General features: G+C 63.3%; 15 protein-coding genes and 1 pseudogene. 11 read left to right on the top strand and 5 right to left on the bottom strand.

Going from position 1 to position 25,604, the window contains the following annotated elements:
* The first annotated feature begins 259 nt into the window (after window positions 1-259).
* Genes treS through treY form a run of 5 tightly spaced genes read left to right on the top strand, consistent with a single transcriptional unit; the run spans window position 260 to window position 12,309 of the window.
* Window positions 260-3,538, top strand: coding sequence for a maltose alpha-D-glucosyltransferase (treS, locus tag AC0QUY_RS04920; RefSeq protein ID WP_475386048.1), 3,279 nt, complete (start codon window positions 260-262; stop codon window positions 3,536-3,538).
* Complete coding sequence (glgB, locus tag AC0QUY_RS04915; RefSeq protein WP_475386000.1) at window positions 3,535-5,682, top strand: 1,4-alpha-glucan branching protein GlgB; 2,148 nt, start codon at window positions 3,535-3,537, stop codon at window positions 5,680-5,682. The genes treS and glgB overlap by 4 nt, the downstream gene beginning before the upstream one ends.
* A gap of 3 nt (window positions 5,683-5,685) precedes the next feature.
* Window positions 5,686-7,761 (top strand): glycogen debranching protein GlgX, encoded by a 2,076-nt coding sequence (gene glgX / locus AC0QUY_RS04910; RefSeq protein ID WP_475385999.1) that lies wholly within the window; start codon window positions 5,686-5,688, stop codon window positions 7,759-7,761.
* Window positions 7,758-9,515, top strand: coding sequence for a malto-oligosyltrehalose trehalohydrolase (gene treZ, locus AC0QUY_RS04905; protein WP_475385998.1), 1,758 nt, complete (start codon window positions 7,758-7,760; stop codon window positions 9,513-9,515). The genes glgX and treZ overlap by 4 nt, the downstream gene beginning before the upstream one ends.
* A 4-nt stretch (window positions 9,516-9,519) precedes the next feature.
* The gene (gene treY / locus AC0QUY_RS04900) at window positions 9,520-12,309 is read left to right on the top strand and encodes a malto-oligosyltrehalose synthase (RefSeq protein WP_475385997.1); all 2,790 of its coding nucleotides are present in this window, start codon (window positions 9,520-9,522) and stop codon (window positions 12,307-12,309) included.
* 4 nt (window positions 12,310-12,313) lie between these two features.
* Here treY and AC0QUY_RS04895 read toward each other — a convergent pair whose 3' ends face one another.
* Window positions 12,314-12,625, bottom strand: a complete 312-nt coding sequence (locus AC0QUY_RS04895) for a polyhydroxyalkanoic acid system family protein (protein WP_475385996.1) — start codon at window positions 12,623-12,625, stop codon at window positions 12,314-12,316.
* 163 nt (window positions 12,626-12,788) lie between these two features.
* Between AC0QUY_RS04895 and AC0QUY_RS04890 the strand changes: the two genes are divergently transcribed.
* Entirely contained in the window at window positions 12,789-12,953 is a 165-nt protein-coding gene (locus tag AC0QUY_RS04890) for a DUF3309 family protein (protein WP_065752791.1), read from the top strand.
* 99 nt (window positions 12,954-13,052) lie between these two features.
* On the opposite strand, the gene ligD is transcribed toward AC0QUY_RS04890, so the two are convergent.
* Window positions 13,053-15,710, bottom strand: a complete 2,658-nt coding sequence (ligD, locus tag AC0QUY_RS04885) for a DNA ligase D (RefSeq protein WP_475385995.1) — start codon at window positions 15,708-15,710, stop codon at window positions 13,053-13,055.
* A gap of 101 nt (window positions 15,711-15,811) precedes the next feature.
* On the opposite strand from ligD, the gene ku reads away from it, so the two are divergent.
* The 4 genes from ku to AC0QUY_RS04865 all read left to right on the top strand — a co-directional run bounded on the left by ku (window position 15,812) and on the right by AC0QUY_RS04865 (window position 20,597).
* The gene (gene ku, locus AC0QUY_RS04880; RefSeq protein ID WP_475385994.1) at window positions 15,812-16,693 is read left to right on the top strand and encodes a non-homologous end joining protein Ku; all 882 of its coding nucleotides are present in this window, start codon (window positions 15,812-15,814) and stop codon (window positions 16,691-16,693) included.
* Between the two features lie 244 nt (window positions 16,694-16,937).
* On the top strand, window positions 16,938-18,545 hold the full coding sequence (locus AC0QUY_RS04875; RefSeq protein WP_475385993.1) for an AMP-binding protein: 1,608 nt from the start codon (window positions 16,938-16,940) through the stop codon (window positions 18,543-18,545).
* Between the two features lie 163 nt (window positions 18,546-18,708).
* On the top strand, window positions 18,709-19,974 hold the full coding sequence (locus tag AC0QUY_RS04870) for a DUF2157 domain-containing protein (protein ID WP_475385992.1): 1,266 nt from the start codon (window positions 18,709-18,711) through the stop codon (window positions 19,972-19,974).
* The gene (locus AC0QUY_RS04865) at window positions 19,971-20,597 is read left to right on the top strand and encodes a GDYXXLXY domain-containing protein (protein ID WP_475385991.1); all 627 of its coding nucleotides are present in this window, start codon (window positions 19,971-19,973) and stop codon (window positions 20,595-20,597) included. Before AC0QUY_RS04870 ends, AC0QUY_RS04865 begins: the two co-directional genes overlap by 4 nt.
* A 45-nt stretch (window positions 20,598-20,642) precedes the next feature.
* Here AC0QUY_RS04865 and AC0QUY_RS04860 read toward each other — a convergent pair whose 3' ends face one another.
* Window positions 20,643-21,248 carry a pyridoxamine 5'-phosphate oxidase family protein gene (locus tag AC0QUY_RS04860; protein ID WP_475385990.1) on the bottom strand — a complete coding sequence of 202 codons (606 nt, stop codon included), beginning with the start codon at window positions 21,246-21,248 and terminating at the stop codon, window positions 20,643-20,645.
* Between the two features lie 213 nt (window positions 21,249-21,461).
* Here AC0QUY_RS04860 and AC0QUY_RS04855 point away from each other — a divergent pair, with 213 nt between their 5' ends.
* The gene (locus AC0QUY_RS04855) at window positions 21,462-22,079 is read left to right on the top strand and encodes a glutathione S-transferase family protein (protein ID WP_475385989.1); all 618 of its coding nucleotides are present in this window, start codon (window positions 21,462-21,464) and stop codon (window positions 22,077-22,079) included.
* 14 nt (window positions 22,080-22,093) lie between these two features.
* Here AC0QUY_RS04855 and AC0QUY_RS04850 read toward each other — a convergent pair whose 3' ends face one another.
* Both AC0QUY_RS04850 and AC0QUY_RS04845 read right to left on the bottom strand, forming a co-directional pair.
* Window positions 22,094-22,783 carry a response regulator transcription factor gene (locus tag AC0QUY_RS04850; protein WP_057856708.1) on the bottom strand — a complete coding sequence of 230 codons (690 nt, stop codon included), beginning with the start codon at window positions 22,781-22,783 and terminating at the stop codon, window positions 22,094-22,096.
* Between the two features lie 87 nt (window positions 22,784-22,870).
* Window positions 22,871-25,597: pseudogene (locus tag AC0QUY_RS04845) on the bottom strand (DUF4118 domain-containing protein); the annotation flags it as partial.
* Between the last annotated feature and the right edge of the window lie 7 nt (window positions 25,598-25,604).

The following is a 25,604-nucleotide window of genomic DNA, read 5'->3' as shown; positions in this document are numbered from 1 at the left end:
AGGAAGGAGATAGACCGTGGGTAACGCTCGGGCCCACCAACGGTTCCGCTGGAACCAAAGCAAGCCGAGCGGCTTTCTATCTACGTCCGGAACGTCTCCCTTTCTGAAAACGAAACGGGGACGTCATTTCCATGGCAATGGCATCACCGTGAACAAAAAAGCGCAAACCGCCGAAAGCTCTCATTCCGGCGTCTCTCTCCCTATCGATGGCGCCTATCCGCTGGATAAGGACGGCAACCTGTTGCTCGAAGCAAAGGAGATGCCAGCCGCCGACACCGTGGCCGACGAGCTCTGGTACAAGGATGCGATCATCTACCAGCTCCACGTCAAGGCCTTCGCCGACAGCAACAATGACGGTATTGGCGACTTTGCCGGGCTGACCGAGAAGCTGGGATACCTGCAGGATCTTGGCGTCACCACGCTGTGGCTGCTGCCGTTCTACCCCTCGCCCGGCCGTGACGACGGCTACGACATCGCCGACTACGGCGACATCAATCCCGATTTTGGGACGATGAAGGATTTCAAGCGCTTCATCCAGGAAGCCAAGAAACGCGGACTGCGGGTCATCACCGAGCTCGTCATCAACCACACCTCCGATCAGCACGACTGGTTCAAGCGCGCCCGCCGCTCGGACCCAAATTCCAGCGCCCGCAACTGGTATGTCTGGAGCGATACCGACCAGAAATATCTGGGCACCCGGATCATCTTCACCGATACCGAGAAATCGAACTGGACCTGGGACCCGGAAGCCGGCCAGTTCTACTGGCACCGCTTCTTCTCGCACCAGCCGGATCTCAATTTCGACAATCCGCGCGTGGTCAGCGCGCTGGTGCAGGTGATGAAGCGCTGGCTCGATACCGGCGTCGACGGTTTCCGCCTCGACGCCATTCCCTATCTGTGCGAGCGCGACGGCACCAACAACGAGAACCTCCCGGAGACGCATGCCATCATCAAGCGGCTGCGCGGCGAACTCGATGCCTATGCAAAAGGCAAGGTGCTGCTGGCCGAGGCCAACCAATGGCCGGAGGACGTGCAGGAATATTTCGGCCGCGGCGACGAATGCCATATGGCCTATCACTTCCCGCTGATGCCGCGCATCTACATGGCGATCGCGCAGGAAGACCGTTTTCCGATCACCGACATCCTGCGCCAGACGCCGGATATTCCAGGCAATTGCCAATGGGCGCTGTTCCTGCGCAACCATGACGAGCTGACGCTGGAAATGGTCACCGACGTCGAGCGCGATTACCTGTGGTCGACCTACGCCAATGATCCCCGCGCCCGCATCAATGTCGGCATCCGCCGGCGGCTGGCGCCGCTGATGGACAATGACCGGCGCAAGATCGAGCTGATGAACTCGCTGCTGTTCTCTTTCCCGGGCACGCCGATCATTTATTACGGCGACGAGATCGGCATGGGCGACAACATCTATCTCGGCGACCGCAACGGCGTCCGCACACCGATGCAATGGACGCCGGACCGCAATGGCGGTTTCTCCCGCGCCGACCCCGCGCGGCTCTACGCGCCGACCATCATGGACCCGGTCTATGGCTATGAATCGGTCAATGTCGAGGCGCAGTCGCGCAGCCTCTCCTCGCTGCTCTCCGCCACCAAGCGGCTGATCGCGGTCCGCAAGTCGACGCTGGCCTTCGGCCGCGGCACCATGACCTTCATTCGCCCGGAGAACCGCGCGGTGCTGTGCTATGTGCGCCAGTATCAGGACCAGGTCATTCTCTGCGTCGCCAACCTGTCGCGGTCGGCGCAGGCGACCGAACTCGACCTTTCCGCCTTCAAGGACCGCATCCCGCTGGAAATGCTCGGCCGCACGCGCTTCCCGGCGATCGGCGAGCTGCCCTACATGATCACGCTCGCGCCTTACGGCTTCTACTGGTTCGAACTGCAGGAGCGCGACAAATCAGCGCCGGTGCCGCAGCGCGCAGTGCCCGAGTTCGAAACGCTGGTGGTGCCATTGAACGCGACCTGGGTGTCGCTGGCGCGCGAACGCGGCGTGTTCGAGCGCGACGTGCTCCCGGGACATCTGGCGCGCAGCCGCTGGTACCCGGAACGGTCGGAGAAAGCGATCCGTCCGGCGCTGACGTCGGCTATACCGTTCTGCGACATCGGTGACAACCGGCCGTGGCTCGCCTTCTTCGAGACCACGGAGCGCGGCATCACGACGCGCTACGTGCTGCCGATGCAGATCGAATGGGTACGCTTCGACCGCGAGCGCTACAATCCGCATGCGCTGGCCGCCGTCCGGCAAGGCGCCCGCGAGGGTACCTTGCTCGACGTCGCCACCGACCAGATCTTCATCTCGCTGTTCTTGCGCAACCTGCAGCAATCGCTGACGGTCGACGAGAGCGAACAGGGCCTGCAGCTTGAATTCCGGCCGACCGGCCGCTTCGGCGACAAGCCGATCCGGCAGCCCGAGCACATCCGCATGGTCGAGTCCGATCTTCCTCGCAGCACCGCGCTGGTAGACAACGATTACGTCGTCAAGATCTACCGGACGCTTCAGGCCGGCCCAAATCCCGAGATCGAGATGGGGCGCTTCCTCACCGACGTCGCCCATTTTGCCAACACGCCCGTGCTGCTCGGCAGCGCCGAATTGGTCGAGGGCAACGAGAAGAGCGCGGTCGGCGTCGTTCATGCCTTCGTTGCCAATCAGGGCGACCTATGGACCGTGAGTGCCGCCTATCTCGATCGGTTCGTCGAGGAGCAGCGGCTGCTGACGGAAAGCATCCACCCCGGCGAGCGCGAGGAAGAAATCCCCTATCTGCGTTACATCGCGCAGGCCGGACGGCGCGTTGCCGAACTGCATGTCGCGCTCGCCAGCAATAGCGAGCTGGCCGAATTCGCCCCGGAGCCGACCGGCCGCGACGACGTGCAGCGCTGGATCGACGATTTGGCGCTCTGCGCCGGACGCGTCTTCGATCTGCTCAGGCAGCGGCGCGAAACGCTGAAGGACGCCGCCGACCGGGCGCTGGCCGACCAGGTGCTGGCGTTGCAGCCGGCCCTGCGCGATCGCCTTGAAACGATGCTGCCGCGCGAGTTCGACGCCGCCAACATCCGCTGCCATGGCGACCTCAATCTCAGCCAGTTGCTGATCGTCAAGGACGACATCTTCATCGTCGACTTCGAAGGCACGCCGCGGCGCACGATTGCCGAACGGCGGCGCAAGGTGCCCGCGGCGCGCGATGTCGCCAGCCTGATCCGCTCGATCGATTATTCGGCAACGGCCGCCCTTGAGCGCGCGCTCAAAGTAGCCCACGATGAGCATGGCAAGCTCGGTGCGGCGCTTGCCGAATGGCGCGACCGAGCGACCGTCGCATTTTTCGCCGCCTACAGCGAGGCCATGACCGATCAACGGTTGTGGCCGAACGATTCCAGAACTGCCGAGGGCATATTGAACTTCTTCCTGCTCGAGAAGGCTTTGAACGAAATCGAACACGAGTTGTTGTATCGACCGGACTGGCTACGCATGCCCCTGACCGGAATCATCCGAACGTTGTCGCAACCACCATTCGAGGCCGCATGACCAAGCTATCCGCCGAGGCTTATGCGATCATCGAAGGCAAGCATTCCGATCCGTTCCGCTATCTCGGTCTGCACAGCGAGGGCGGCCGCAGCGTGGTGCGCGCGTTCCTTCCCGAAGCTTCCAATGTGGAGGCGATCGGCGAGCACGGCGAGACCGCACCGCTGCAACGAATTCACGATGCCGGACTGTTCGCGGGCGCGCTGCCGAACGGATCGAAGCGTTACCAGCTCCGCGCGCGCTTCGGCGAAAACGTCGTCGATCTCGACGATCCCTATCGCTTCCCGCCCGTGCTGAGCGACTTCGATCTCTACCTGCTGGGCGAAGGCACCCACCGGCGGATCTACGACAAGCTCGGCGCACATCCGATGCGGCTGGATGGCGTCGAGGGCGTCGCCTTCGTGGTGCTGGCGCCGAACGCCAAGGGCGTCAGCGTGGTCGGCGATTTCAATTTCTGGAATAACCGGCGGCATCCGATGCGGGTGCGCGGCGTCGGCTATTGGGAATTGTTCGTGCCCCATGCCCGCGCCGGCGACCGCTACAAGTTCGACATCACAGACTCGGACGGGCGGCGCCTGCCGCTGAAATCCGATCCGGTGGCGTTTGCGGCAGAGATCCGGCCGTCGACGGCCTCGATCGTCGTCGACGAAAGCAAGATTCCGCATCCGCGCTCCGCGCCATCGGGCATCAACGCACTGGAGGCGCCAATCTCGATCTACGAGGTGCATCTCGGCTCGTGGCGGCGCAAGAACGGCAACGAATGGCTGAGCTATCGCGATCTCGCCGAACAGCTTCCAGCCTATGCGAAGGATATGGGCTTTACCCATATCGAGTTCCTGCCCGTCAGCGAACATCCGTTCGACGGCTCCTGGGGCTATCAGCCGACCGGCCTGTACGCGCCGACCAGCCGGTTCGGCACGCCGGAAGATTTTTCCGCCCTCATCGATGCCTGCCACCGCGAGGGGCTCGGCGTATGGCTCGACTGGGTGCCCGGACATTTTCCCGACGATCCGCATGGGCTCGGCTATTTCGATGGTACCGCGCTCTACGAGCATGCCAATCCGATGCAGGGCCGCCACCTCGACTGGGGCACGCTGATTTACAATTACGGACGCACCGAAGTGGTCAACTTCCTGGTTTCCAACGCGCTGTTCTGGCTCGATCGCTATGGCGTCGACGGCCTGCGCGTCGATGCCGTCGCCTCGATGCTTTACCTCGATTACAGCCGCCCCGCCGGCGAGTGGATTCCGAACCGGCATGGCGGCCGGGAAAACCTCGAAGCCATCGAATTCCTGCGTCGCTTCAACATCGAACTGTTCGGGCATTTTCCGGAAGCCACCACGGCTGCGGAGGAATCCACCGCATGGCCCCAGGTCTCGCAGCCGGTCGAATATGGCGGGCTCGGCTTCGGCTTCAAGTGGAACATGGGCTGGATGCACGACACGCTGAAATATATCGGCAAGGATCCGGTGTACCGGAAGCACCATCACGGCGACGTGCTGTTCGGCCTGCATTATGCGTTTTCCGAGAATTTCATTCTGCCGCTGTCGCATGACGAAGTCGTGCACGGCAAACGCTCGATCCTCGGCCGCATGCCGGGCGACCAGTGGCAGCGGTTTGCCAATTTGCGTGCCTATTACAGCTTCATGTTCGGCCATCCCGGCAAGAAGCTCCTGTTCATGGGCTGCGAGTTCGGCCAGGAGCGCGAGTGGAACCACGATCAATCGCTGGACTGGCACCTGTTGGGGCAACCTCGGCACGCCGGCATCCAGAACCTGATCCGCGATCTCAACCGGCTCTATCGCGCCGTGCCGGCGCTGCACGAGATGGACTGCAACCAGGCGGGGTTCGAATGGGTCATCACCCATGATTCCGGCAACAACGTCTTTGCCTGGCTGCGCAAGGGTTTCGACGCGCGTGCACGCTGTCTGGTCGTCGTCAACTTCTCGCCGAACGTCTATCAGAATTACCGCGTCCGGGTGCCGTTCGCCGGCAAGTGGAAGGAAGTGCTCAATTCCGACGCCGCGCATTATGGCGGCAGCAATGTCGGCAATGTCGGCGAAGTCCACACCCTGGATGGCAGCATTCCCGAGCTCAGCCTCACCATTCCGCCGCTGGCTGCGATCTTTCTCGTACCGGAAAGCTGACGCATGCGATTGTCCGCGGGAAGCCCCGCCCGCTTAGGTGCAAGCTGGGACGGAAGGGGCACCAACTTTGCGTTGTTCTCGGCCAATGCCGAGAAGGTCGAGCTTTGCCTGTTCGACGCCCAGGGCCGCCGCGAACTCGAGCGGATCGAACTGCCCGAGCGCAACGAGGACGTCTGGCACGGCTATCTCAACGACGTCTCGCCCGGGCAGCTCTACGGCTATCGCGTCCACGGCGCTTACGCGCCCGAGCGCGGGCATCGCTTCAATGCCAACAAGCTCTTGCTCGATCCCTATGCCAAGCGGCTCGCCGGCCGCCTGGTGTGGAGCGACGCGCATTTCGGCTATCGCACGGGGAGCGCGCGCGAGGATCTTTCCTTCGACCGCCGTGACAATGCGCGCGGCATGCCTAAGGCAGTCGTGGTCGACGAGACCTTCAACTGGGGCCGCCGCGAGATAAGGCCGAACATCGCCTGGGAAGACACCATCATCTACGAGGCCCACGTCAAGGGCCTGACGCAAAAGCGCGACGACGTGGGGCCGGCCTGGCGCGGTACCTATGGCGGACTGTGCTCGCCGGCGATGATCGACCATCTCAAGCGGCTCGGCGTCACCACCATCGAACTGTTGCCGATCCACGGACTGATCGACGACCGGGTGCTGGTGGAACGGAAGCTGGCGAATTACTGGGGCTACAACACGCTGGCGTTCTTCGCGCCGGAGCCGCGCTATGCGCAGGACAACGCACTCGACGCGTTCCGCACCACGGTGGCGCGGCTGCACGACGCCGGCATCGAGGTGATGCTCGACGTGGTCTACAATCACACCGCCGAGGGCAATCATCTCGGCCCAACGCTGTGCTTCCGCGGCATCGACAACGCGTCCTATTACTGGCTCAATAAAGAGCATCCGCGCTACTACGACGATTTCACCGGCTGCGGCAGCTCGGTCAACCTCACCCATCCGCGCGTGCTGCAGATGGTGATGGATTCGCTGCGCTATTGGGTCGAGGTCTGCCACGTCGACGGCTTCCGCTTCGATCTCGCCACCACGCTGGCGCGCGGGCCGAACGGCTTTGATCGCAATTCCGGCTTCCTCACGGCCGTGCGGCAGGACCCGGTGCTGGCCACCGTCAAACTCGTCGCCGAACCGTGGGATCTTGGCCTCGGCGGCTATCAGGTCGGCGCGTTTCCCTCGCAATGGTCGGAATGGAACGATCGCTATCGCGGCGCGATGCGGCGTTACTGGAGCGGCGAAGGCAGCCTGATCGGCGAAGTATCGCGCCGCATGACCGCCTCGTCCGACCTGTTTCATCACGACAACCGCGCGACGCGCGCCAGCATCAATCACATCACCGTCCATGACGGTTTCACGCTGGCGGACCTGTTCAGCTACAACGAGAAGCACAACGAAGCCAACGGCGAGGACAATCGCGACGGCTCCAACGACAACAACAGCAACAATTGCGGCCACGAGGGCCCGACCACCGACGTCGCGATAACGGCGCTGCGCCGGCAGCTCCGCAAGAACCAGCTCGCCTGCCTGTTCCTCGCGCAAGGGACGCCCTTGCTGCTGGCCGGCGATGAAGTCGGCAATTCGCAGAACGGCAACAACAACGCCTATTGCCAGGACAATGAGATCGGCTGGGTCAATTGGGATAATCTCGGCAAGCCAGGCGACGACCTCACCGATTTCGTCGGTCACATGACGGCGCTGCGCCGGCGCTTCCCGCAACTGCGCTACCAGCGCTGGCTTTCCGGGCGGCGCAAAGATGGCTCCTACGGCGTGCTGTGGCTGACACCGGCGGCCGAGGAAATGCAGGAATCCGACTGGAATTTTCCGGAAGGACGATTCCTCGCCTACGTGCTGGGGCCCTTGGAACAAGGCCAGCCGCCGATCTTTATCGTGCTGAACGCCGCGCCCGAAGAGATCGCTTTCAAATTTCCGCAGATGTCCGAAACCAAAAACTGGCAGCAGGTGCTGAACACGACCGAAACCGTCCAGAGTTTTGCCGAGTTCGCTTCCGGCACTGAAACCAACGCGCCGCCGCGGTCGGTGCTTGCCTTTGCAGGCGCGGCATGAATGACCGGCAGTTCGGCCCGTTTCTGACAAATTACGGCACGCGGTTTCGGCTGTGGGCGCCGGCGGCGAAACGCGTCGAGGTGATGCTCGAGCAACCTCACTTGATGCGGCGTGGCGAGGACGGCTGGTTTACCGCCGACATTGCCGGCGTCAAGGCCGGCGCGCGCTACAAATTCCGCATCGATGACGAAATTGACGTGCCGGATCCGGCATCTGAGTTTCAACCGGATGACGTCTTTGGCCCGAGCGAAGTCATCGATCATGCAGCCTATCCGTGGCGAGCTGCGAACTGGCACGGGCGGCCGTGGCAGGAGGCTGTCATCGTCGAGGCCCATGTCGGGACCTTCACCAAAGAAGGCAGCTATCGCGCGATGATCGACCGGCTCGATCATCTCGTCGAGACCGGCATCACCGCGCTGGAATTGATGCCGCTTGCGGATTTCGCCGGGTCTCGCAACTGGGGCTATGACGGCGTGTTGTGGTATGCACCCGACAGCGCCTATGGGCGGCCCGAAGATCTCAAGGCACTGATCGACGCAGCCCATCAGCGCGGGCTGATGGTGATGCTCGACGTCGTCTACAACCATTTCGGCCCCGAAGGAAATTATCTCGGCCGCTATGCGCCTTCCTTCTTCACGGACGCGCACACGCCGTGGGGCAGCGCGATCGATTATCGCGTGGCGCCTGTACGCGCCTTTGCGATCGAGAATGCACTGCACTGGCTGCGCGACTATCGCTTCGACGGGCTGCGGCTCGATGCCGTCAATTCCATCGTCGAGCCCGGCGGGCTGTCGCTGCTGCGTGATATCAGCGCCGCCGCCGGCAAACTCGCTGCGGAAACCGGCCGGCACATTCATCTCGTGCTGGAGAACGGCGACAACCGCGCCAGCATCCTGGATGCTTCGGAAGATCCGCCGCGCGGAAAGTATCGCGCGCAGTGGAACGACGATTATCACCACGCCTGGCGCGTGCTGATGACCGGCGAGAAGCAGGGCTACTACGCCGACTATCAGCGCTCGCCGAGGACGGACATCGCCCGTACGCTGTCGTCCGGTTTCGTCTATCAGGGAGAGATGTCGGCGTTCCGGCGCGGCAAGCGCGGCGAGCCAAGCGGCCATCTGGCGCCGACGGCCTTCATCAACTTCGTGCAGAACCACGACCAGATCGGCAATCGGGCACTCGGCGACCGGCTCGAAGGCAACGCGGACCCGAGGATGATCGAAGCGGCGCTTTCGGTGCTGCTGATCGCACCTCACATTCCCATGCTGTTCATGGGCGAGGAGTGGGGCTCAACGGTCCCCTTCCCGTTCTTCTGTGATTTCGGCGGCGAGCTCGCCGACGCGGTCCGAAAGGGCCGCCGCGTCGAATTGGCGTGGGCCTACGCGGAATATGGCGACGAAGTCCCCGACGCGCTTGCCGCATCGACCCGCGATTCCGCCGTCCTCGACTGGGACGGCCGCAACGCGCCGGCCGGGCGGAAACGCTTGACCATGGTGCGAGAACTGTTGCGGATTCGGCGGCAGGAGATCGTGCCGCGCCTGGCCGGCGCGGCCTTCGGGAAGGCTGAGGCGGCAGGCAACGGGCTACTGACGGCCGAGTGGCGCATGGGCGACGGCGCGGCGCTTCGCCTTGCCGCCAACCTGTCGGACCAGACCATCAGCCATGCGTCCGCTGAGACCAGGGGAACCCTGATCTGGGGCAGCGAGTTGGGCGACAGCGTCCCGGCATGGACGGTGCTCTGGCGCATCGGATAGGACAATGCCTCCGGCGATCCCGATCGCGACCTACCGCCTGCAATTGTCGGCGGATTTCGATTTCGACGCCGCTGCTTCCCTGGTGCCTTACCTGAAGGCGCTTGGCATCACCCATTTCTATGCCTCGCCCTTCATGCGCGCCCGCAAGGGCAGCACGCATGGCTACGACGTCACCGACCACGCCCGCTTCAATCCCGAACTCGGCGGCGAAGCCGGCTTCGAACGGCTGAGCGCGGTGCTGCAGCAACACGATCTCGGGCTGATCCTGGACTTCGTGCCCAACCATGTCGGCGTGCATTTTGACGACAATCCCTGGTGGCTCGACGTGCTGGAGTGGGGTCCCGCCTCACCACACGCCGTATCCTTCGACATCGACTGGGAGCAGTTGCCCTACCGCGCTCGCGGCGGCGTGCTTCTGCCGATCATCGGCTCGTCGTATGGCCAGGCGTTGGAAAGCGGCGAGATCGAGCTGCGCTACGACGCTGGCGAAGGCAGTTTCTCGGCCTGGTATTTCGAGCACCGGCTGCCGATCGCGCCGGAACGTTACGGCGAAATCCTGCGGATGATCCTCAAGGAAGCGGATGCGGAAGAAAGCGCGTCCGGCAAGGCCATGCTTGCGCTGGCCCTCCGCTACCAGGGGCCGCGGCGTCCTAACCGCAAGGAAGCGCCTGGCTTCAAGGCCGAACTGAAGGGCATTGCGGGAGCCGCCGAAATCATCGCACGCGGGCTTTCGGCCTATCGCGCCGGACCCGATCGCGGCGCCGCGACGCAGGCGCTGCATCATCTGCTCGAACGCCAGCACTACAAGCTCGGCCACTGGCGGCTCGCTTCCAGCGACATCAATTACCGGCGCTTCTTCGACATCAATACGCTGGCCGGCCTGCGCGTCGAGGACCCCGGCACGTTCGAGGCGATCCATCGCCTGGTCAAACGATTGATTGCCGAGGGAAAGCTGCAGGGGCTCCGCCTCGACCATATCGACGGCCTGCGTGACCCCGTGCAGTATTTTCAGCGCCTGCGCCGGCTGGTTCGCGAGGCACATGGCGGGCAGACCCGGCCGTTCTACGTGGTGATCGAGAAGATTCTCGGCGAGCATGAGAAGCTGCCCTCCTTCGCCGGGGTTCACGGCACCACCGGCTATGAATGGATGAACACGATCACCCAGGTGCTGATCGACGGAAGCGGCCTGGAGCCGCTTGACGAGATCTGGCGGCAGATCAGCAACCAGTCGCCAAAACTCGAACCGATCCTGCGGGAAGCAAAACGCCGGGTATTGGAAACGCTGCTGACCAGCGAGTTCACGGTGCTGACGCGGCTGTTGGCGCGGATTGCCAGCGGACATTACTCCACCCGCGACTACTCCTCTGACAGCCTGCGGCAGGCGCTCGAACTCTACGTGCTGCACTTTCCGGTCTATCGTACCTATCTGGCGCCGTCGGGCCCATCCGCCCATGATCGCCAGTTGATATCAGGCGCGATCGAACGGGCGCGCGCCGACTGGTTTGCCGCCGACGACGGCATCTTCGACTTTCTCCGCGACACACTGACGATGGATCTGATCAACCCCGGACGGGCGCACCACAGCGCACCGCGCGTCAGGCGCTTCGCATTGAAGGTGCAGCAGTTCACCGGCCCGATGATGGCGAAGTCGCTGGAGGACACGACGTTCTATCGCTACCACCGCCTGCTGGCCCTCAATGAGGTCGGTGGCGACCCAGCGGCAAAGGCGCTTTCGGCCGACGAATTTCACGACATGATGCGGACCCGCGCCAGGGAGTGGCCGCACGGGATGACGGCGACCGCGACGCATGACACCAAGCGCGGCGAGGATGCGCGGGCGCGGATCATGGCACTGGCCGAAATCCCCGGCGAATGGACCAGCACGGTGGCGCGATGGAAGCTGCTCAACGCGCCGCATCTTCTGGTCGACGGCGAGTTGCGCGCGCCGTCGGCGACGTCAGAATACATGCTCTATCAGGCATTGCTGGGGGCGTGGCAGCCGGACGACACCTCCTTTCCGGAGCGGATGCAGGAATATGCGCTGAAAGCGGCGCGCGAGGGTAAGCAGGAAACGAGCTGGCTCAATCCTCACGCTGCCTATGAGGACGGCTTAAAAGGCTTCATCGCAAAAATTCTCGATCCATCGCTTTCGGGCGAGTTTCTGAGCTCCCTTCAATCGCTTGCGCAGCGATTGTCGCTGCTGGGTGCGCTGAATTCGCTCAGCCAGATCACGCTGAAAGCTGCGATGCCGGGCGTACCGGACTTCTATCAGGGCACCGAGCTATGGGATTTTTCACTGGTCGATCCCGACAACCGGCGGCCGGTCGACTTTGCCGAACGCGCAGGCCGGCTCGGCGCGCTGGAGAAATGGGATTGGGATCGGCTGACGCAGAGTTGGCCGAACGGGCATCTGAAGCTGGCCTGGACACGGCATCTGCTCACGTTACGGACAGAACTCGCCGACGTATTCACGGACGGTGAGTACGAGCCCTTGGAAGTGGGCGGGCCGCATCGCGACCATTTTGTTGCTTTCGCCCGGCGGCGAGGCCGCGAAGCCGCGATTACCGTCGTGACTCGATGGTTTGCGCCGTTTACCGACGGCGGCAGACATTGGCCGGGACCGGAGAATTACGACGCCGCGCTTGATGTCGGCGGCTATGCGGTGGAAGGTTTTGCCGATGCCGATGCTGCGCAATTGCGTCTGTCAGACCTGCTGACGCATCTGCCCGTCGCCGTGTTGAAAGCCAGGTTTACCGGCGCCGCGAAGCCGTCCCCACAGCCCCGCCGCGGCTAGTGCGTCAGTTTTTCTTGGTCAGCAACAACTGGCCCCGGCTGCGGATGGCGGCCTGTGCGGCCTCGGCAAAGCGTTGCAGGAGCCATGGCAGCACCACTTCCACCTGCACATGATCCTCGGCGACATCGACATGACCCGCCGCGCCCTGCCCGAGGGCGCGCACGCGAAAAATCATGCGGTTGTCTTCCCAACGCTCCTCATCGACGCTCAGCATCGGCACGCTGGACGCGGCGCGCGATAGCCCCGTCTTGAGACGGCGCATCGCCTCTTCGCGTCCCAGACTATGCGGGATGGAAACCACGAGCGGCTTGGTCATCGCAAAATCCCTCTCTCATCTAACTGCATGTAACTACACACGCTTCGAATGGAAGAGCCGCGCGCATTATCACCGCGCAAAGCGGAACTTAGATGACTCCCGGTTGTTGTTCCGCATGAAGGGCAGAACATGCAGAACGCCCGGTTGGGCTGAGGAGAGACTTATGTCTATCGGCACCATCATCCTGATCATTCTCATCATCGCCCTGCTCGGCGGATTCAGCGGCATCGGCGGCGGTCCGTTCTATGGCACCGGATATTACGGCGGCGGCGGATTGGGCCTCGTGATCGTGATCCTGTTGATCCTTTTGTTGCTTGGGAAGCTGTAAGCCGAAGGGCAAAGTTGTAGGGTGGGCAAAGGCGCGAAAGCGCCGTGCCCACCTTTTTCGTTGCACTTACAAAGGGTGGGCACGCTTCGCTTGCCCACCCTACATCGAGGCCAACTTCTTCATCGCCGGCTTGATCGACGCCGCCGCCTCATCGTAACCGTCCCAGGCCTTCGTCTTCGCCAACAACCCCGGCACGGTGCGCACCGTATACTTCTTCGGATCGAGATCGCCGCGCACCTGCGTCCAGGTCAGCGGCATCGAAACGGTAGCTCCCTCCCGCGCGCGCGGCGACAGCGCGGCTACCGCGGTCGACATCCGGTCGTTGCGGAGATAGTCGAGGAAGATCTTTCCCCTGCGCAGCTTCTTCGACATGTTGAGCAGATAGCGCTCGGGATCGTCGTTGGCCATCCATTGGCAGATGCCCTGCGCGAACGCTTTGGCCTCCTTCCACGTCACCTTGTCCCTCGCGCCGTGGAGCAGCGGCGTCACCACGTGCAGCCCCTTGCCACCCGTGGTCTTGCAGAAACTTTCGAGGCCGACGGCGGTCAGCCGCTGGCGCATATCTTTCGCCGCCTCGATGACATCCAAGAATTCAACATTGGGCGCCGGATCGAGATCGAATACCAGCCGGCCGGGCGTGTCGTAGGCATCGGGAGCGCAATTCCAGGGATGCAGCTCCAATCCGCCGATCTGCGCCACCGCTGCCAACGCCTCGATCCGGTCGATCTGCAGATAGGGTTTGCGGTCGCCCGAAACCTTGGCCAGTTCGAACAGGTTGGACGCGCCCTGCATGGCGTGGCGCTGAAAGAATTTCTCGCCGTTGATACCATCCGGCGCGCGGACGATGGAGCATGGACGGCCCCGGATATGATCGATCATCCATTCGCCGACGGCTTCGAAATATTGCGCAAGGTCGAGCTTGGTGACGCCCTCGCCGTCGCCGATATCGGGCCACAGCTCCTTGTCCGGCTTCGAAATCGCAACGCCCATGACCTCGCCAGCCTTGTTGGCGGCGGGCTTTGAACGCGCCGCCGCTGCCTTGCCCGGCTTCGGCTGCGCGACGCCCTTCCTGGATGGGGTTTCGGCCTCCACTTCCTCGGCCGGCTTGTCCTGCCGCAGGCCCTTGAACGCGGCCTGGCGGATATTGCCGTCCGCGGTGAAGCCGGCGAATTCGATCTCGGCGACCAGTTCGGGTTTCAGCCAATGCACGTCACGGGTTTTCTTCGGCGCGTTCTTGCCGCCGAACGGGCTCTTGTCGGAGGCTGCCGCCTTCAGCGCCGGCATGATGCGGCGGACCTTGTCCTGCCCAAAGCCGGTTCCGACCATGCCGACAAAGGCGAGATGATCGCCGCGATAGACGCCGGCCATCAGCGAGCGGAATTTGCCGTTGGTGGTCTTCCAGCCGCCCAGCACCACCTCATGCCCGGCACGGCATTTCGCCTTGGTCCAGCTTTCCGTGCGGCCGGAGCGATAGGCGGCATCGAGCTTCTTGGAAACGATCCCTTCCAGTTCCAGCTTGCACGCCGATTGCAGCACGGCATCACCGCCGCTTTCGAAGTGCTCGACATAGCGGATCTGCTTGTCCCTGCCCTTCTGCGCTTCAAGCAACTTCTTCAACCGCGCCTTGCGTTCGCCGAGCGGGAGCTTGCGAAGATCTTCGCCATCGGCGAACAGCAGGTCGAACGCATAGAAGATCAGGCTCTCGCTGTCGCCGTCCGACAGCGCCGCCTGCAGAGTGGAGAAGTTGGGCGCGCCGCTATGATCGAGAGCTACGATCTCGCCATCGATCAGCACATCTGAAAGCGACTCCGCTTCGTTGGCGATTGCCTTGAATTTGTCGGTCCAGTCGAGCCCTTTGCGGGTATAGAGCGCGCCTTCCCCGTCCTCGACCCGCAACTGCACGCGGTAGCCGTCGAACTTGATTTCATGGCACCAGCCTTCGCCGCCCGGCGGCCGCTCGACCACGGTGCAAAGCTGCGGTGCGACGAAGTCCGGCATCGCCGCGACCTTCTTCGGCTGGGGTTTTGGCGCCGGCGCGCGCGTTCTGGTTTCCGGAACGGCGCGCAAGGCGGCCGTCTTCCGCAGGGTCCGCGCCTCGGCGGCATCGCCGCGGTTCGATTGCCAGACCGCGTCGGCCTTGGTTTCCTTCGCCAGCATGAACGGCTTTGGCGCCTTGCCCTTGCCTTGCGCAATCTGCGTCATCGTCCGCCCGGAGGCTACCGAACGGTCTTCATTCAGAATGTCGTTGTCCTCGCCTTCCCTGACGAACTCGTCGCGGTGCTTGATCAGCAGCCAGTTGGTGCGCTTGCCGCCATAGCGGTCGCCGCGCATCCGCACCAGCACCCAGCTTCCATGCAGCTTGTCTCCCCGCAGCGTGAATTTCAGGTCGCCCTTCTTGAGGCCGCGATCGGGATCATCGGATTCCCAATAGCCGCGGTCCCACAGCATCACGGTGCCGCCGCCATACTGGCCTTCGGGAATGGTGCCTTCGAAATCGCCGTAGTCGAGCGGATGGTCCTCGACCTCGACCGCCAGCCGCTTGTCATGCGGATCGAGCGACGGGCCCTTGGTGACCGCCCAGGACTTGAAGACGCCGTCGAACTCCAGCCTGAGGTCGTAATGCAGCCGGCTCGCGTCATGCTTCTGAATTACGAACCGCCGCTGTTTTGCGGGCGCGACCTTGACGTCGCCGGAGGGCTCCGCCGTTTTGCCGAAATCGCGCTTCTCGCGGTACGTGCTGAGTTTCTTCAACGCCACGGCCAAACCTCGACGATCAGGATCGCCCCGCCGCCATTCCGGAACGAAAACCCATACTAACCGTTGAAGTTCCCAAACCCAACCCGCCCCCGGAGATTGCAATGGCCCCCCGCGCCTACTGGAAAGGCTCGCTGAAACTCTCGTTGGTGTCATGCCCTGTCGTATTGTACCCAGCCTCGACATCGGTCGAGAAAACCCGCTTTCACATGATCAACAAGGAGACCGGCAACCGCCTGAAGCAGCAGATGATCGACGCCGAGACCGGCGATGTCGTCGAGAGCGACCAGAAGGGCCGCGGTTATGAGCTGAAAAAGGGCCAGTATGTCGAGATCGAAAAGGAGGAACTTGAGGCCGTCCAGATCGAGAGCAATCACACCATCGAGATCGACAGTTTTGTGCCACGGGACGAAATCGACAAGCGCTACTACAACCACCCCTACTATCTCGCTCCCGACGGCAAGGCCGCGGTAGACGCCTTTGCGGTGATCCGCGACGCCATGAAGGACGAGGATCGGGTGGCGCTGGCGCGCATCGTGCTGACCAACCGCGAGCACGTGATGGCGATCGAGCCGCTCGGCAAGGGACTGCTCGGCACCACGCTGCGCTATCCATACGAGCTGCGCGACGAGGACGACTTCTTCGAGGACATCAAGACCCCGAAGATCACCAAGGACATGGTCGAACTCGCGGGCCACATCCTGCAGACCAAGGCCGCGCATTTCGATCCCTCGAAATTCAAGGACGAGTATGAGGACGCGCTGAAGGCACTGGTGCGGCGCAAGGCGTCCGGCAAGACGATCAAGCTACCCGAGCCCGAAGAAAAGCCCGACAACGTCATCAACCTGATGGACGCACTGAAGGCGAGCCTGAAGGGCAAGGCGGCGAAACGGCGCGGGCATGGCTCGACCGCGCGGCGGGCACCGGCGCGCCGCACTGCGAAGAAGGCGCACCGGTCTGCAGCCAGACACCGCAAGGCGGGTTAGCGCAGGTATATCCGCGTCATTGCTGTCGAGCGAAAGCGAAGCAATCCATCTCTCCGCGCGTGTGGACCGGTGGATTGCTTCTTCGCTCGACAGCAATGACGGGCTTACTGCCTTAGCCTCCTTCCTGACGCTTCCATCTGTTCGGCTACTTCCTATCCCGCTTGCATTACCCAGCACCAAAAGGCATTTTCTCCCTGGGAACTGACGCCACCGGCAACAACGGCGCCGGACCGGGGAGGATTTGATGGCATTGACGAAGTCGCACGTCGCAGGACCGGCCACGCCTGCAGTACGCGAGATGACGTTCGGCGATCTCCTGCGCAAGGCGGCCGAGGCGGCGCCCGATCGTCTGGCCCTGATTGCGGGCGTGCCCGACCCGGCGCTGCGGCGGCAATGGACCTATGCGGAGTTCTATTGGGAGGCGCAGCGGACCGCCCGCGCGCTGCTGTCGCGTTTCAAGCAGGGTGAGCGCATCGCGGTCTGGGCGCAGAATATTCCGGAATGGATGATGCTGGAATTCGGCGCGGGGCTCGCCGGCATGGTGCTCGTCACCGTCAACCCGGCCTTCCGCGCCAGGGAAGTCGAATATGTGCTGAAGCAATCACGCTCGGCCGGCGTGTTCGTCGTCAACGGTTTTCGCGGCAATCCAATGCTGGAGACAGTGCAGGCGGTGGCAGCGAACTGCCCTGAACTGCGCGAGATCATCTGCTTCGATGACTGGAACGCTTTCATCGCGGCAGGCGACGACGACAACATCAAGCTGCCGGACGTTACTCCCGGCGATCCCGTCATGATCCAGTACACCTCGGGCACGACGGGTTTCCCGAAAGGCGCCTTGCTCCGTCATCGCGGACTGCTCAACAACGGCGCCGACACCGCCGACCGGATGGGTGTCGATGCCGGCGACGTCTTCGTCACCACGATGCCGCTGTTTCACACCGGCGGCTGCGTCTGTTGCGTGATCGGCGCGGTATCGAAAGCGGCGACCACGGTGCTGGTCGAAGCCTTCGAGCCCGGCCTCGTACTGGAAATGCTCGGGACCTACCGCGGCAATGCAATGCTCGGCGTGCCCACCATGCTGGTGGCGATGCTGGAGCATCCGACATTCGCGGCGACCGATCTTTCGGCAGTCAAGGCGATCTGCTCCGGCGGCTCCACGGTGCCGGCCTCGCTGGTGCGTCTATTGGAAGAGAAACTCGGCGCGCCGTTTACGATCGTGTTCGGCCAGACCGAATGCTCCCCGGTCGCGGCGCAAACCCGCACCACCGATAGCGTCGAGGACAAGGCCAACACGATCGGCCTGCCGCTGCCCAATATGGAAACCAAGATCATCGACCCCAACACCGGCGAGACGGTGCCGATCGGCACGATCGGCGAGTTCTGCACCCGCGGCTATCACGTGATGATCGGTTACTTCGAAATGCCCGACGCGACATCGGCCGCGATCGACGCCGACGGCTGGCTGCATACCGGCGATCTCTGCGCGATGGACGCGCGGGGCTATTGCACGGTGGAAGGCCGTCTCAAGGACATGATCATCCGCGGCGGCGAAAACATCTATCCGCGCGAGCTGGAAGAGCTACTGTTCAAGCACCCCAAGGTCGGTGAAGTCGCCGTGATCGGCCTGCCCCACGAGAAATGGGGTGAAGAAGTCGCAGCCTTCATCCGCCCGGCGCCGGGGGCCGTCATCGACAAGGATGAGATGATCGACTACATGCGCGCCGCGCTCGCCCCGCACAAGACGCCGAAACACTGGTACGTCGTCGACGCCTTCCCGCTAACCGGATCGGGCAAGATCCAGAAGTTCAAGTTGCGGGAAGCCTGCACCAAGGGCGAGATGACGGCGATCTAAAGGGCGAGGTGGCCATTCCAATGCAACCGCAAAGATGATAGCTTGGTGTGGCCATTGGGGGCCATCAATGCCGTGCCTGAAGTCGATCTTGATGCTTGCGTCACCGCACCCAAGCATCACCTGTTTTGACGCCATCACACGGCGTGCGAACTGATCGGCCGCCATGATGTTTGACCGGGCCTATCGGCAGCGCCTAGAAGCTGATCTTGCGCGATGGGAAGCCGATGGCGTGATCACGCCGGCGGTTGGCACCGCCATCCGGGTCACGCTTCCACCGCTTGCCTCCGGCGTCAACATCGCGGTGGTGGTGGCCATCGTCGGCGGTCTTTTGATTGCCGCGGCATTCCTGGCATTCGTCGCGGCTCATTGGATTGAACTCGCGCGGCTGTTGCGTTTGGCAATGCTGTTTGCCGGCGTTCTCGCCGCCTATGGCCTCGGCGCCTGGTTCGCGCGCGCCGCCCAGCCAGTGCTATCAGATCTTTGCGCTGCCGTGGGCGCGATCATCTTCGGTGCTGCGATCGCGTTGGTCGGCCAGATGTATCACCTGGGCGGCGACTTTGCGGGCGGCATGCTGCTGTGGGCAATGGGTGCGCTCGCGGCGGCGGCGCTAACCGGCTCGCGCGGCGCACTGGCGGTGGCGCTCGCTGCCGCAATCATTTGGAGCTGGATGCGCACCATCGAAACCGATGTTCCGCATTTCGCATTCGCGGCGTTCTGGCTTATCGCGGGCGGCCTCGCTCTGGCCTGGAACTCGCGCGTGGCGGCGCATCTCGTAGCCGTCGCGGCACTTCCGTGGTGGCTTGCTGCTTCGTTTGAGCCTCATCTTCATATCCGGCCGTCGTTCATGCTCGCCAATGGCGCAGCATTGCTGTTCGGCGGCGGACTAGCGCTTGCCGCTTCAACCTGGGAGCGCCCGGCTCGCGCAGGATCCGTCCTGTCGACCTACGGCGCTCTTGCGCTGGCGGGCGTCGCGATCCTGGAAGCGGTGATGGCCAACGAGGTTTTCCGCAGCCACACGGGGTTGGCAAACCAGCCGCTTTGGATCGTCTCATGTGGCGTCACCGGCGTGATCTTCGCCGTTGCCACCGCCGCGACGGCACGCCGGATCGGCACGGCCTTCGCCGCAGGCGCGATCGGGCTTGTCCTTGCTGCCGCGGCCGCATGGACGCCTCAGCAATCGAGCGAACCATGGCTGGCCTATGCCGCTCTGCTGTGCGCCATGCTCTGCCTTGTTGTTTCCGGTATGCTGGACACCACCCGTCCGCGGATCGTCGCCGGCTGGCTCGGCATCGCGGGCGTTATCGCGGCCATCACATGGGCGGTGAAGGGATCGCTGTTGAATCGTTCGATATTCCTCGCCGCGGCCGGCATCGTCGCTGTTGCCCTTGCCCTGGTCCTCAATCGCTTTGTGCCGAGGGCCCGCGAATGATCACAGGCTCCGTTACATCCCTCGCTGCTCTCTGGTCGCGCATTCCAAAATTCGTGTTATTCGGCGTCGCCGCGCTGGTTCAGATCGCGCTGCTGGGCGTGATGATCGTCGATCGGATGCAGGTCCTGCGCGACGGCACGGAAGTGACCTTGCAGACCCGTCCCGTCGACCCCAGGGATTTTCTGCGCGGCGACTACGTCGTCCTGGGCTACGACATTACGGAACTGCCGGCGGGCCCGCTTCAGAACCAGCCCTCCGGCGAACGCAATCCGCTGGTGTATGTCAAGCTCACGCCCAATCGCGACGGCGTCCATGAGCCCGTCTCGGTCCATACCGACCCTGTCGCGGTTACGAGCCCCGAGGTGTTAATCCGCGGCCGCGTCACCCATGGCGCTAGCTGCGGCTCGAAGTCAGGCGGGCGCCCGCTTGTCTTCTGCGAAAAGCTCACGATCAGCTACAACCTCGAAAGCTATTTCGTTCCCGAGGGTGAAGGCCGGAAGCTCGAAGATCTCCGCAACCAGCGCAAGCTGTTGGTCGTCGCGGCCGTCCTCCCTTCCGGTCGCGCCGCCATCAAGCGGCTCTTGATCGACGGCAAGCCGGTTTATGAGGAGCCGTGGTTCTAGCTCCCACATCCGCACCGAAGCGCTTTCGCGAACGCCGGCAACCGCTCACCCCTTGAATGTCGGCTGCCGCGGGTGGATACAGTCCTTGAAATCCGCAAATCCCTTCCACGCCGGCTCCGGTGCGTCCTGGCCGGCCTGGGGCACATAGATCGATGGCTCGATCGCACCCATCGTCGGAATATAGCGCGGACAATTCGGAAAGATCGCGCGCGCGGTCACGCGAACGATAAGCTGCGCGCCGAGGGTTTCCGCCAGCAGCGGATCGTTGTCGCTCACCCTGGCGCTGCCGTTGATCCGCAAACGTTTCGGCTTGTCGTGCATGGCAATAAACAGCAGACCGACATTGGCATTGGCGACAATGTTGCCGAGGCTCTTGAACATGCCGTTGCCGTCATAATCGGGGAATGCGAGCTCGGAAGGCCCGGTGATGCGCACAAATCCCGGCGCTCCGCCCTTGAACGAGCAATCGGGCCGGCCTTCGGCGTCCGCCGTTGCCAGAAAGAAATACGGCAGGCTTTCGATATACTGCTTGTCGTCAGCGGTGAATTCCGTGCGCATCAGTTTCTCTTCCAGCCGGTCCGAAATCCGGCGGCTGTCGAACCGATCCTGCAATTGCCTGTTACCTTCGTGATACATGACACTCTCAGCCATGGCCGTACGTCCTCCTGCTCTGATTCACGTGGGCGTGCGAGGCCCGGGTCAGATCCCCAGATGAAAGCATACCACGTTGTCGTTACATCGCATGCGGCAAGCTGCCCCGTGGCAGACCAACGCGCGGACGGTTGTGGCCAGCTATCGGAAGCGATGGAAAGCCGGTAGATTTGCCTGCCGCCAGACTAAGACCCGCATTACGGGAGCCCAACGATGCTGCAGCTTTATGGAAATCCGAGATCGCGCGCGATGCGGTGTCTATGGATGCTCGAGGAAGTCGGGAAGCCGTATCAGCTAGTGGAAAAAACTACGCGTGCAGACGATCTGCAGACCGCAGAGTATCTGCGATTGAATCCAAATGCACGAATTCCGACTCTGGTCGATGGCGATCTGGTGCTGTGGGAATCGATGGCGATCAATCTCTACCTCGCGCAAAAGTATGACGGCCCGATGCATTGCGCCGGCCCGGAAGTGCTGGGCCTCGCCGCGCAGTGGAGCTTCTGGGCGGTGTTGGAGATTGAACACCTGCTGCTCAATTTTCTGGAGCACCGCGCATTGCTGGCGGAGTTTGCGCGCGACCCCTCCGTGACAGCGCGGAACGAATTGCTGCTGAAGAAGCCCCTGGGTGTGCTGAACGACGCCCTGGCCGCACGCGGCTATTTGGCGGGGAACAGCTTTACAGTCGCCGACCTTAACGTCGCGGGCATCCTGATGTGGGGAAAAATGGCAAGAATGGACTTGTCGGCTTACCCGGAGCTGACACGATGGCTGGACGCCTGCCTGGCCCGACCCGCCTATGTGCGCTTGCGCGATCAATCTCGCCGCAAATGAGTGCTGCGATCTGATCAATCCGGCGCGCGCAACCGGTAGCCGATGCCGGTTTCAGTCAGCACGAATTGCGGGCGCTCCGGATCGGCCTCGATCTTCTGGCGAAGCTGGCGCACATAGACGCGCAGATATTGCGCGTCCGTCAGTTCGTCCCACAGCTCCTTCAACAGGAAACGATGGGTCAGCACCTTGCCGGCATGCTGCACCAGGACGCGCAGTAATTCGTACTCCTTCGGCGAGAGTTTTACCTCGCGCTCGCCGACCTTGACGATGCGGCGGACCAGATCGACCGAGAGATCGCCGGCGCGAAATACCGGCCGCTCGCCCTGCACCTGCAATTGATGCCGCAGCGCCGCACGCATCCGCGCCAGCAATTCGTCCATCCCGAACGGCTTGGTCAGGTAATCGTCGGCGCCGAGATCGAGCGCCTGCACCTTGCCGGCTTCGTCGCCGCGGCTCGACAGCACCACGATCGGAACGCTTTCGTTGCGGCCGCGGATCATGCGCAGCAATTCGTGGCCCTGGATATCGGGCAGGCCCAGATCGAGGATGATCAGCGCCGGGTTCTCGGCGAGCTTCTCCAGCGCCAGCTTGCCGTTGGAGGCTTCGAGGATGTCATAACCTTGCGTGCTCAGCCCCATCCGCAGCAGCTTGCGGATCGGCGGCTCGTCGTCGATGACCAGAACCTTGATCGCGGGAGCATTCATGCGGCGGTATCCAGTGCGTCAGAGCCTCTGTTCTGATTGTGTCAGAACAGAGCCTCCTTCTTTATGTTCTGACGCGTTTTCTTCACGCGAACCGGCGTCCACTTCGTTTGTAAACGCTACGCCGGTGGCAGGTACCGGCAGCCGGATTGATATCACCGCCCCGCTGCGGTCGCTGCGGTTGGCAGCCGAGATCGTGCCGTGCATCGCCTCGACGAAGCCGCGCGAGATCGCAAGCCCAAGGCCGGTGCCGGGACGGACATGATCGCCCTTCTCGGCGCGGTAGAATTTGTCGAACACGCTTTCGAGTTCCGCAGGCGGGATGCCGCTGCCCTCGTCGAGGATCTGCAGCGAGACTACGCCCTGATCGCGCATTCCCCTGACCGAGATTGTGGTGCCTAACGGCGCATATTTGGCGGCGTTGTCCAGCAGGTTGAACAGCACCTGTTCGAACAGCACGGCGTCGAGCTCCAGCATCGGCAGATTGGGGCTAAGCTCCAGCGACACCTTGTGATGCACAAGAATCTTCCCAGCGCGGCGCAGCGCACTGCCGACGATCTCACTGACGTCATGCCGCGCGGTGTTCGGCACGATGGCGCCGGATTCTAGCTTGGTCATGTCGAGCAGATTGGCGATGAAGCGGTTGAGCCGCTCGGATTCGTCGATCATGGTAGCAAGCAGTTCGTTCTTCTGCGCGTCATCAAGGCTGGAGCCGAGATCGCGCAGGGTGGAGGCGGCGCCAAGCACGGATGCCAGCGGCGTCTTCAGATCATGCGAGATCGAGGTCAACAGCGCACCGCGCAGCCGGTCGGACTCCACCGTGCGCTTGACCCGGTCCATGTCCTCGACCAGCAGCACGCGCTCGATCGCGAGCGCGCCCTGATCGACCAGCGCATCCAGCAGGCGGCGCTGGTCCGGTGTCAGCAATGGTCCGGTGCGGTCGTCGTCGATGCCGATGACGCCGATCGCGCCGCGGCCCGTTCGCATCGGCAGGAACAGCCGCTTCGCGCCCGGCAGCGTGTCGGAACCACGGCCCGCCGGACGGTCATTGCTCCAGGCCCAGTTGGCGGCAGCGAGGTCGGCCTGGTCGAGTTGGTCCTCCGGAGGATAGCCGGACTTCACGGTCAGCACACCGTCCTCGGTCAGCAGCAGCACCACCCTCACCTTCAGCATCAATGCGATCTGATAGGCGGTCGCCCACAGCACGTCGTCCAGCGTCGCGGTGCCAGCCAGCTTGCGACTGAAGGCGTAAAGCGATTCGGTAGTGCGCACCCGGCCGATCGCCGTATCGGCCTGCGAGCGCACTCGCGCGGCGACGTTGGAAACCAGAATCGCGATCAGCATGAAGAAGAAGAACGCCGCGACATTGGTCGGGTCGGTGATGGTGAAAGTATAAACCGGCGGCAGGAAGAAGAAATTATAGCATAGCGAGGCCGCGACGCTGGCCAGCAGCGACGGCCACAGGCCGAAGCGCGCAGCGACGCCGACGACGGCGGTGAGGAACACGAGATCGACGTTCTCGATGCCGCCGAACATCGGCTGGATCAGTGTGGCGGCGGCAAGACCGATCGCGACGAACAGCAGCGCCATCAGATAGGGCTGCGCGTTGAACGGCTCCTGCCGTGCCGCGGTCTGCACGGCCGCTTTCGCCACGCCCTGCTCGTCGCCGGCGATGACGTGGACGCTGATGTTGCCGGAACGCCGCACCAGATCGTGCACGACAGAGCCACGCGTCAGTTCGAACCACCATGAGCGGGTCGACTTGCCGATGATGATCTGGGTGACATTGTTGGCATGGGCGAATTGGATGACGTCGTCGGCGATGCGGCGGCCGACGCCGGGAATGGTCAACGCCTCGCCGCCGAGCGCTTCGGCGAGCCGCATGGTGTCGGCGAGCCGGTCACGCTGCTCGTCGGTCAGTTGCAGGCTGCGCCGCGTCTCGATGCTGATCGCCGTCCACGGCGCGTGCAGCCGGTCCGCCAACCGCTTGGTATAGCGCACGAGGCCGGCGGCGCGCGGGTCTTCGCTGACGCAGACCAGAATGCGTTCGCCCGCGGCCCACGGTCCGTCGATAGCGTTGGCCTGCATATGGGTGAGCAACTGCTCGTCGACGCGCTCGGCGGTGCGGCGCAGCGCCAGTTCACGCAGCGCGGTCAGGTTGCCGGGCGAGAAATAATGCTCCAGCGCGCGCTCGGCCTGCTTGGGGACGTAGACCTTGCCCTCCTTCAGGCGCTGGATCAGATCGTCAGGCGTGAGGTCGATCAGTTCGATGGCGTCGGCGCGGTCGAACACCCTGTCCGGCACCGTCTCGCGCACCCGCACATGCGTGATCTGCGCCACCACGTCGTTGAGGCTTTCGATGTGCTGGATGTTGACGGCGGTATAGACGTCGATGCCGCGCGACAGCAATTCCTCGACGTCGAGATAACGCTTGGGATGGCGGCTGCCCTGGGCATTGGTGTGGGCGAGCTCATCGACGAGGGCGATCTGCGGCCGCCGCGCGATCAGCGCATCGAGGTCCATCTCCTCGAGCGTCTGCTCCCTGTAGGCAAGCCGCCTGCGCGGTAGCACGTCGAGGCCTTTCAGCAGCGCCTCGGTTTCCGCCCGCCCGTGGGTTTCGACGATGCCGACGACGACATCCGCGCCCGCCTTTTTCTTGGCATGGGCGCTCTGCAGCATCTCATAGGTCTTGCCGACGCCGGGCGCAGCGCCGACGAAAATCTTGAGCCGGCCGGCGCGGCTGTCCTCGCGCCGGGCGGCCTCCAGCAAGGCCTCCGGCGAAGGACGTTGTTCGGGGTCGCGGCGGGTTTGGACCATACAGCTA

Source organism: Bradyrhizobium sp. WYCCWR15520, from assembly GCF_056174665.1.
This window is presented reverse-complemented; position numbering and strand designations above follow the sequence as displayed.

Excerpts from the sequence above, each read along its gene's own strand:
- treS (WP_475386048.1), top strand. The coding sequence starts at position 260 with ATGCCAGCCGCCGACACCGTGGCCGACGAGCTCTGGTACAAGGATGCG.
- ku (WP_475385994.1), top strand. The coding sequence starts at position 15,812 with ATGGCCCCCCGCGCCTACTGGAAAGGCTCGCTGAAACTCTCGTTGGTG.
- glgB (WP_475386000.1), top strand. The coding sequence starts at position 3,535 with ATGACCAAGCTATCCGCCGAGGCTTATGCGATCATCGAAGGCAAGCAT.
- AC0QUY_RS04890 (WP_065752791.1), top strand. The coding sequence starts at position 12,789 with ATGTCTATCGGCACCATCATCCTGATCATTCTCATCATCGCCCTGCTC.
- AC0QUY_RS04875 (WP_475385993.1), top strand. The coding sequence starts at position 16,938 with ATGGCATTGACGAAGTCGCACGTCGCAGGACCGGCCACGCCTGCAGTA.
- glgX (WP_475385999.1), top strand. The coding sequence starts at position 5,686 with ATGCGATTGTCCGCGGGAAGCCCCGCCCGCTTAGGTGCAAGCTGGGAC.
- AC0QUY_RS04850 (WP_057856708.1), bottom strand. The coding sequence starts at position 22,783 with ATGAATGCTCCCGCGATCAAGGTTCTGGTCATCGACGACGAGCCGCCG.
- AC0QUY_RS04865 (WP_475385991.1), top strand. The coding sequence starts at position 19,971 with ATGATCACAGGCTCCGTTACATCCCTCGCTGCTCTCTGGTCGCGCATT.
- treY (WP_475385997.1), top strand. The coding sequence starts at position 9,520 with ATGCCTCCGGCGATCCCGATCGCGACCTACCGCCTGCAATTGTCGGCG.
- AC0QUY_RS04855 (WP_475385989.1), top strand. The coding sequence starts at position 21,462 with ATGCTGCAGCTTTATGGAAATCCGAGATCGCGCGCGATGCGGTGTCTA.
- AC0QUY_RS04860 (WP_475385990.1), bottom strand. The coding sequence starts at position 21,248 with ATGGCTGAGAGTGTCATGTATCACGAAGGTAACAGGCAATTGCAGGAT.
- AC0QUY_RS04895 (WP_475385996.1), bottom strand. The coding sequence starts at position 12,625 with ATGACCAAGCCGCTCGTGGTTTCCATCCCGCATAGTCTGGGACGCGAA.
- AC0QUY_RS04870 (WP_475385992.1), top strand. The coding sequence starts at position 18,709 with ATGATGTTTGACCGGGCCTATCGGCAGCGCCTAGAAGCTGATCTTGCG.
- treZ (WP_475385998.1), top strand. The coding sequence starts at position 7,758 with ATGAATGACCGGCAGTTCGGCCCGTTTCTGACAAATTACGGCACGCGG.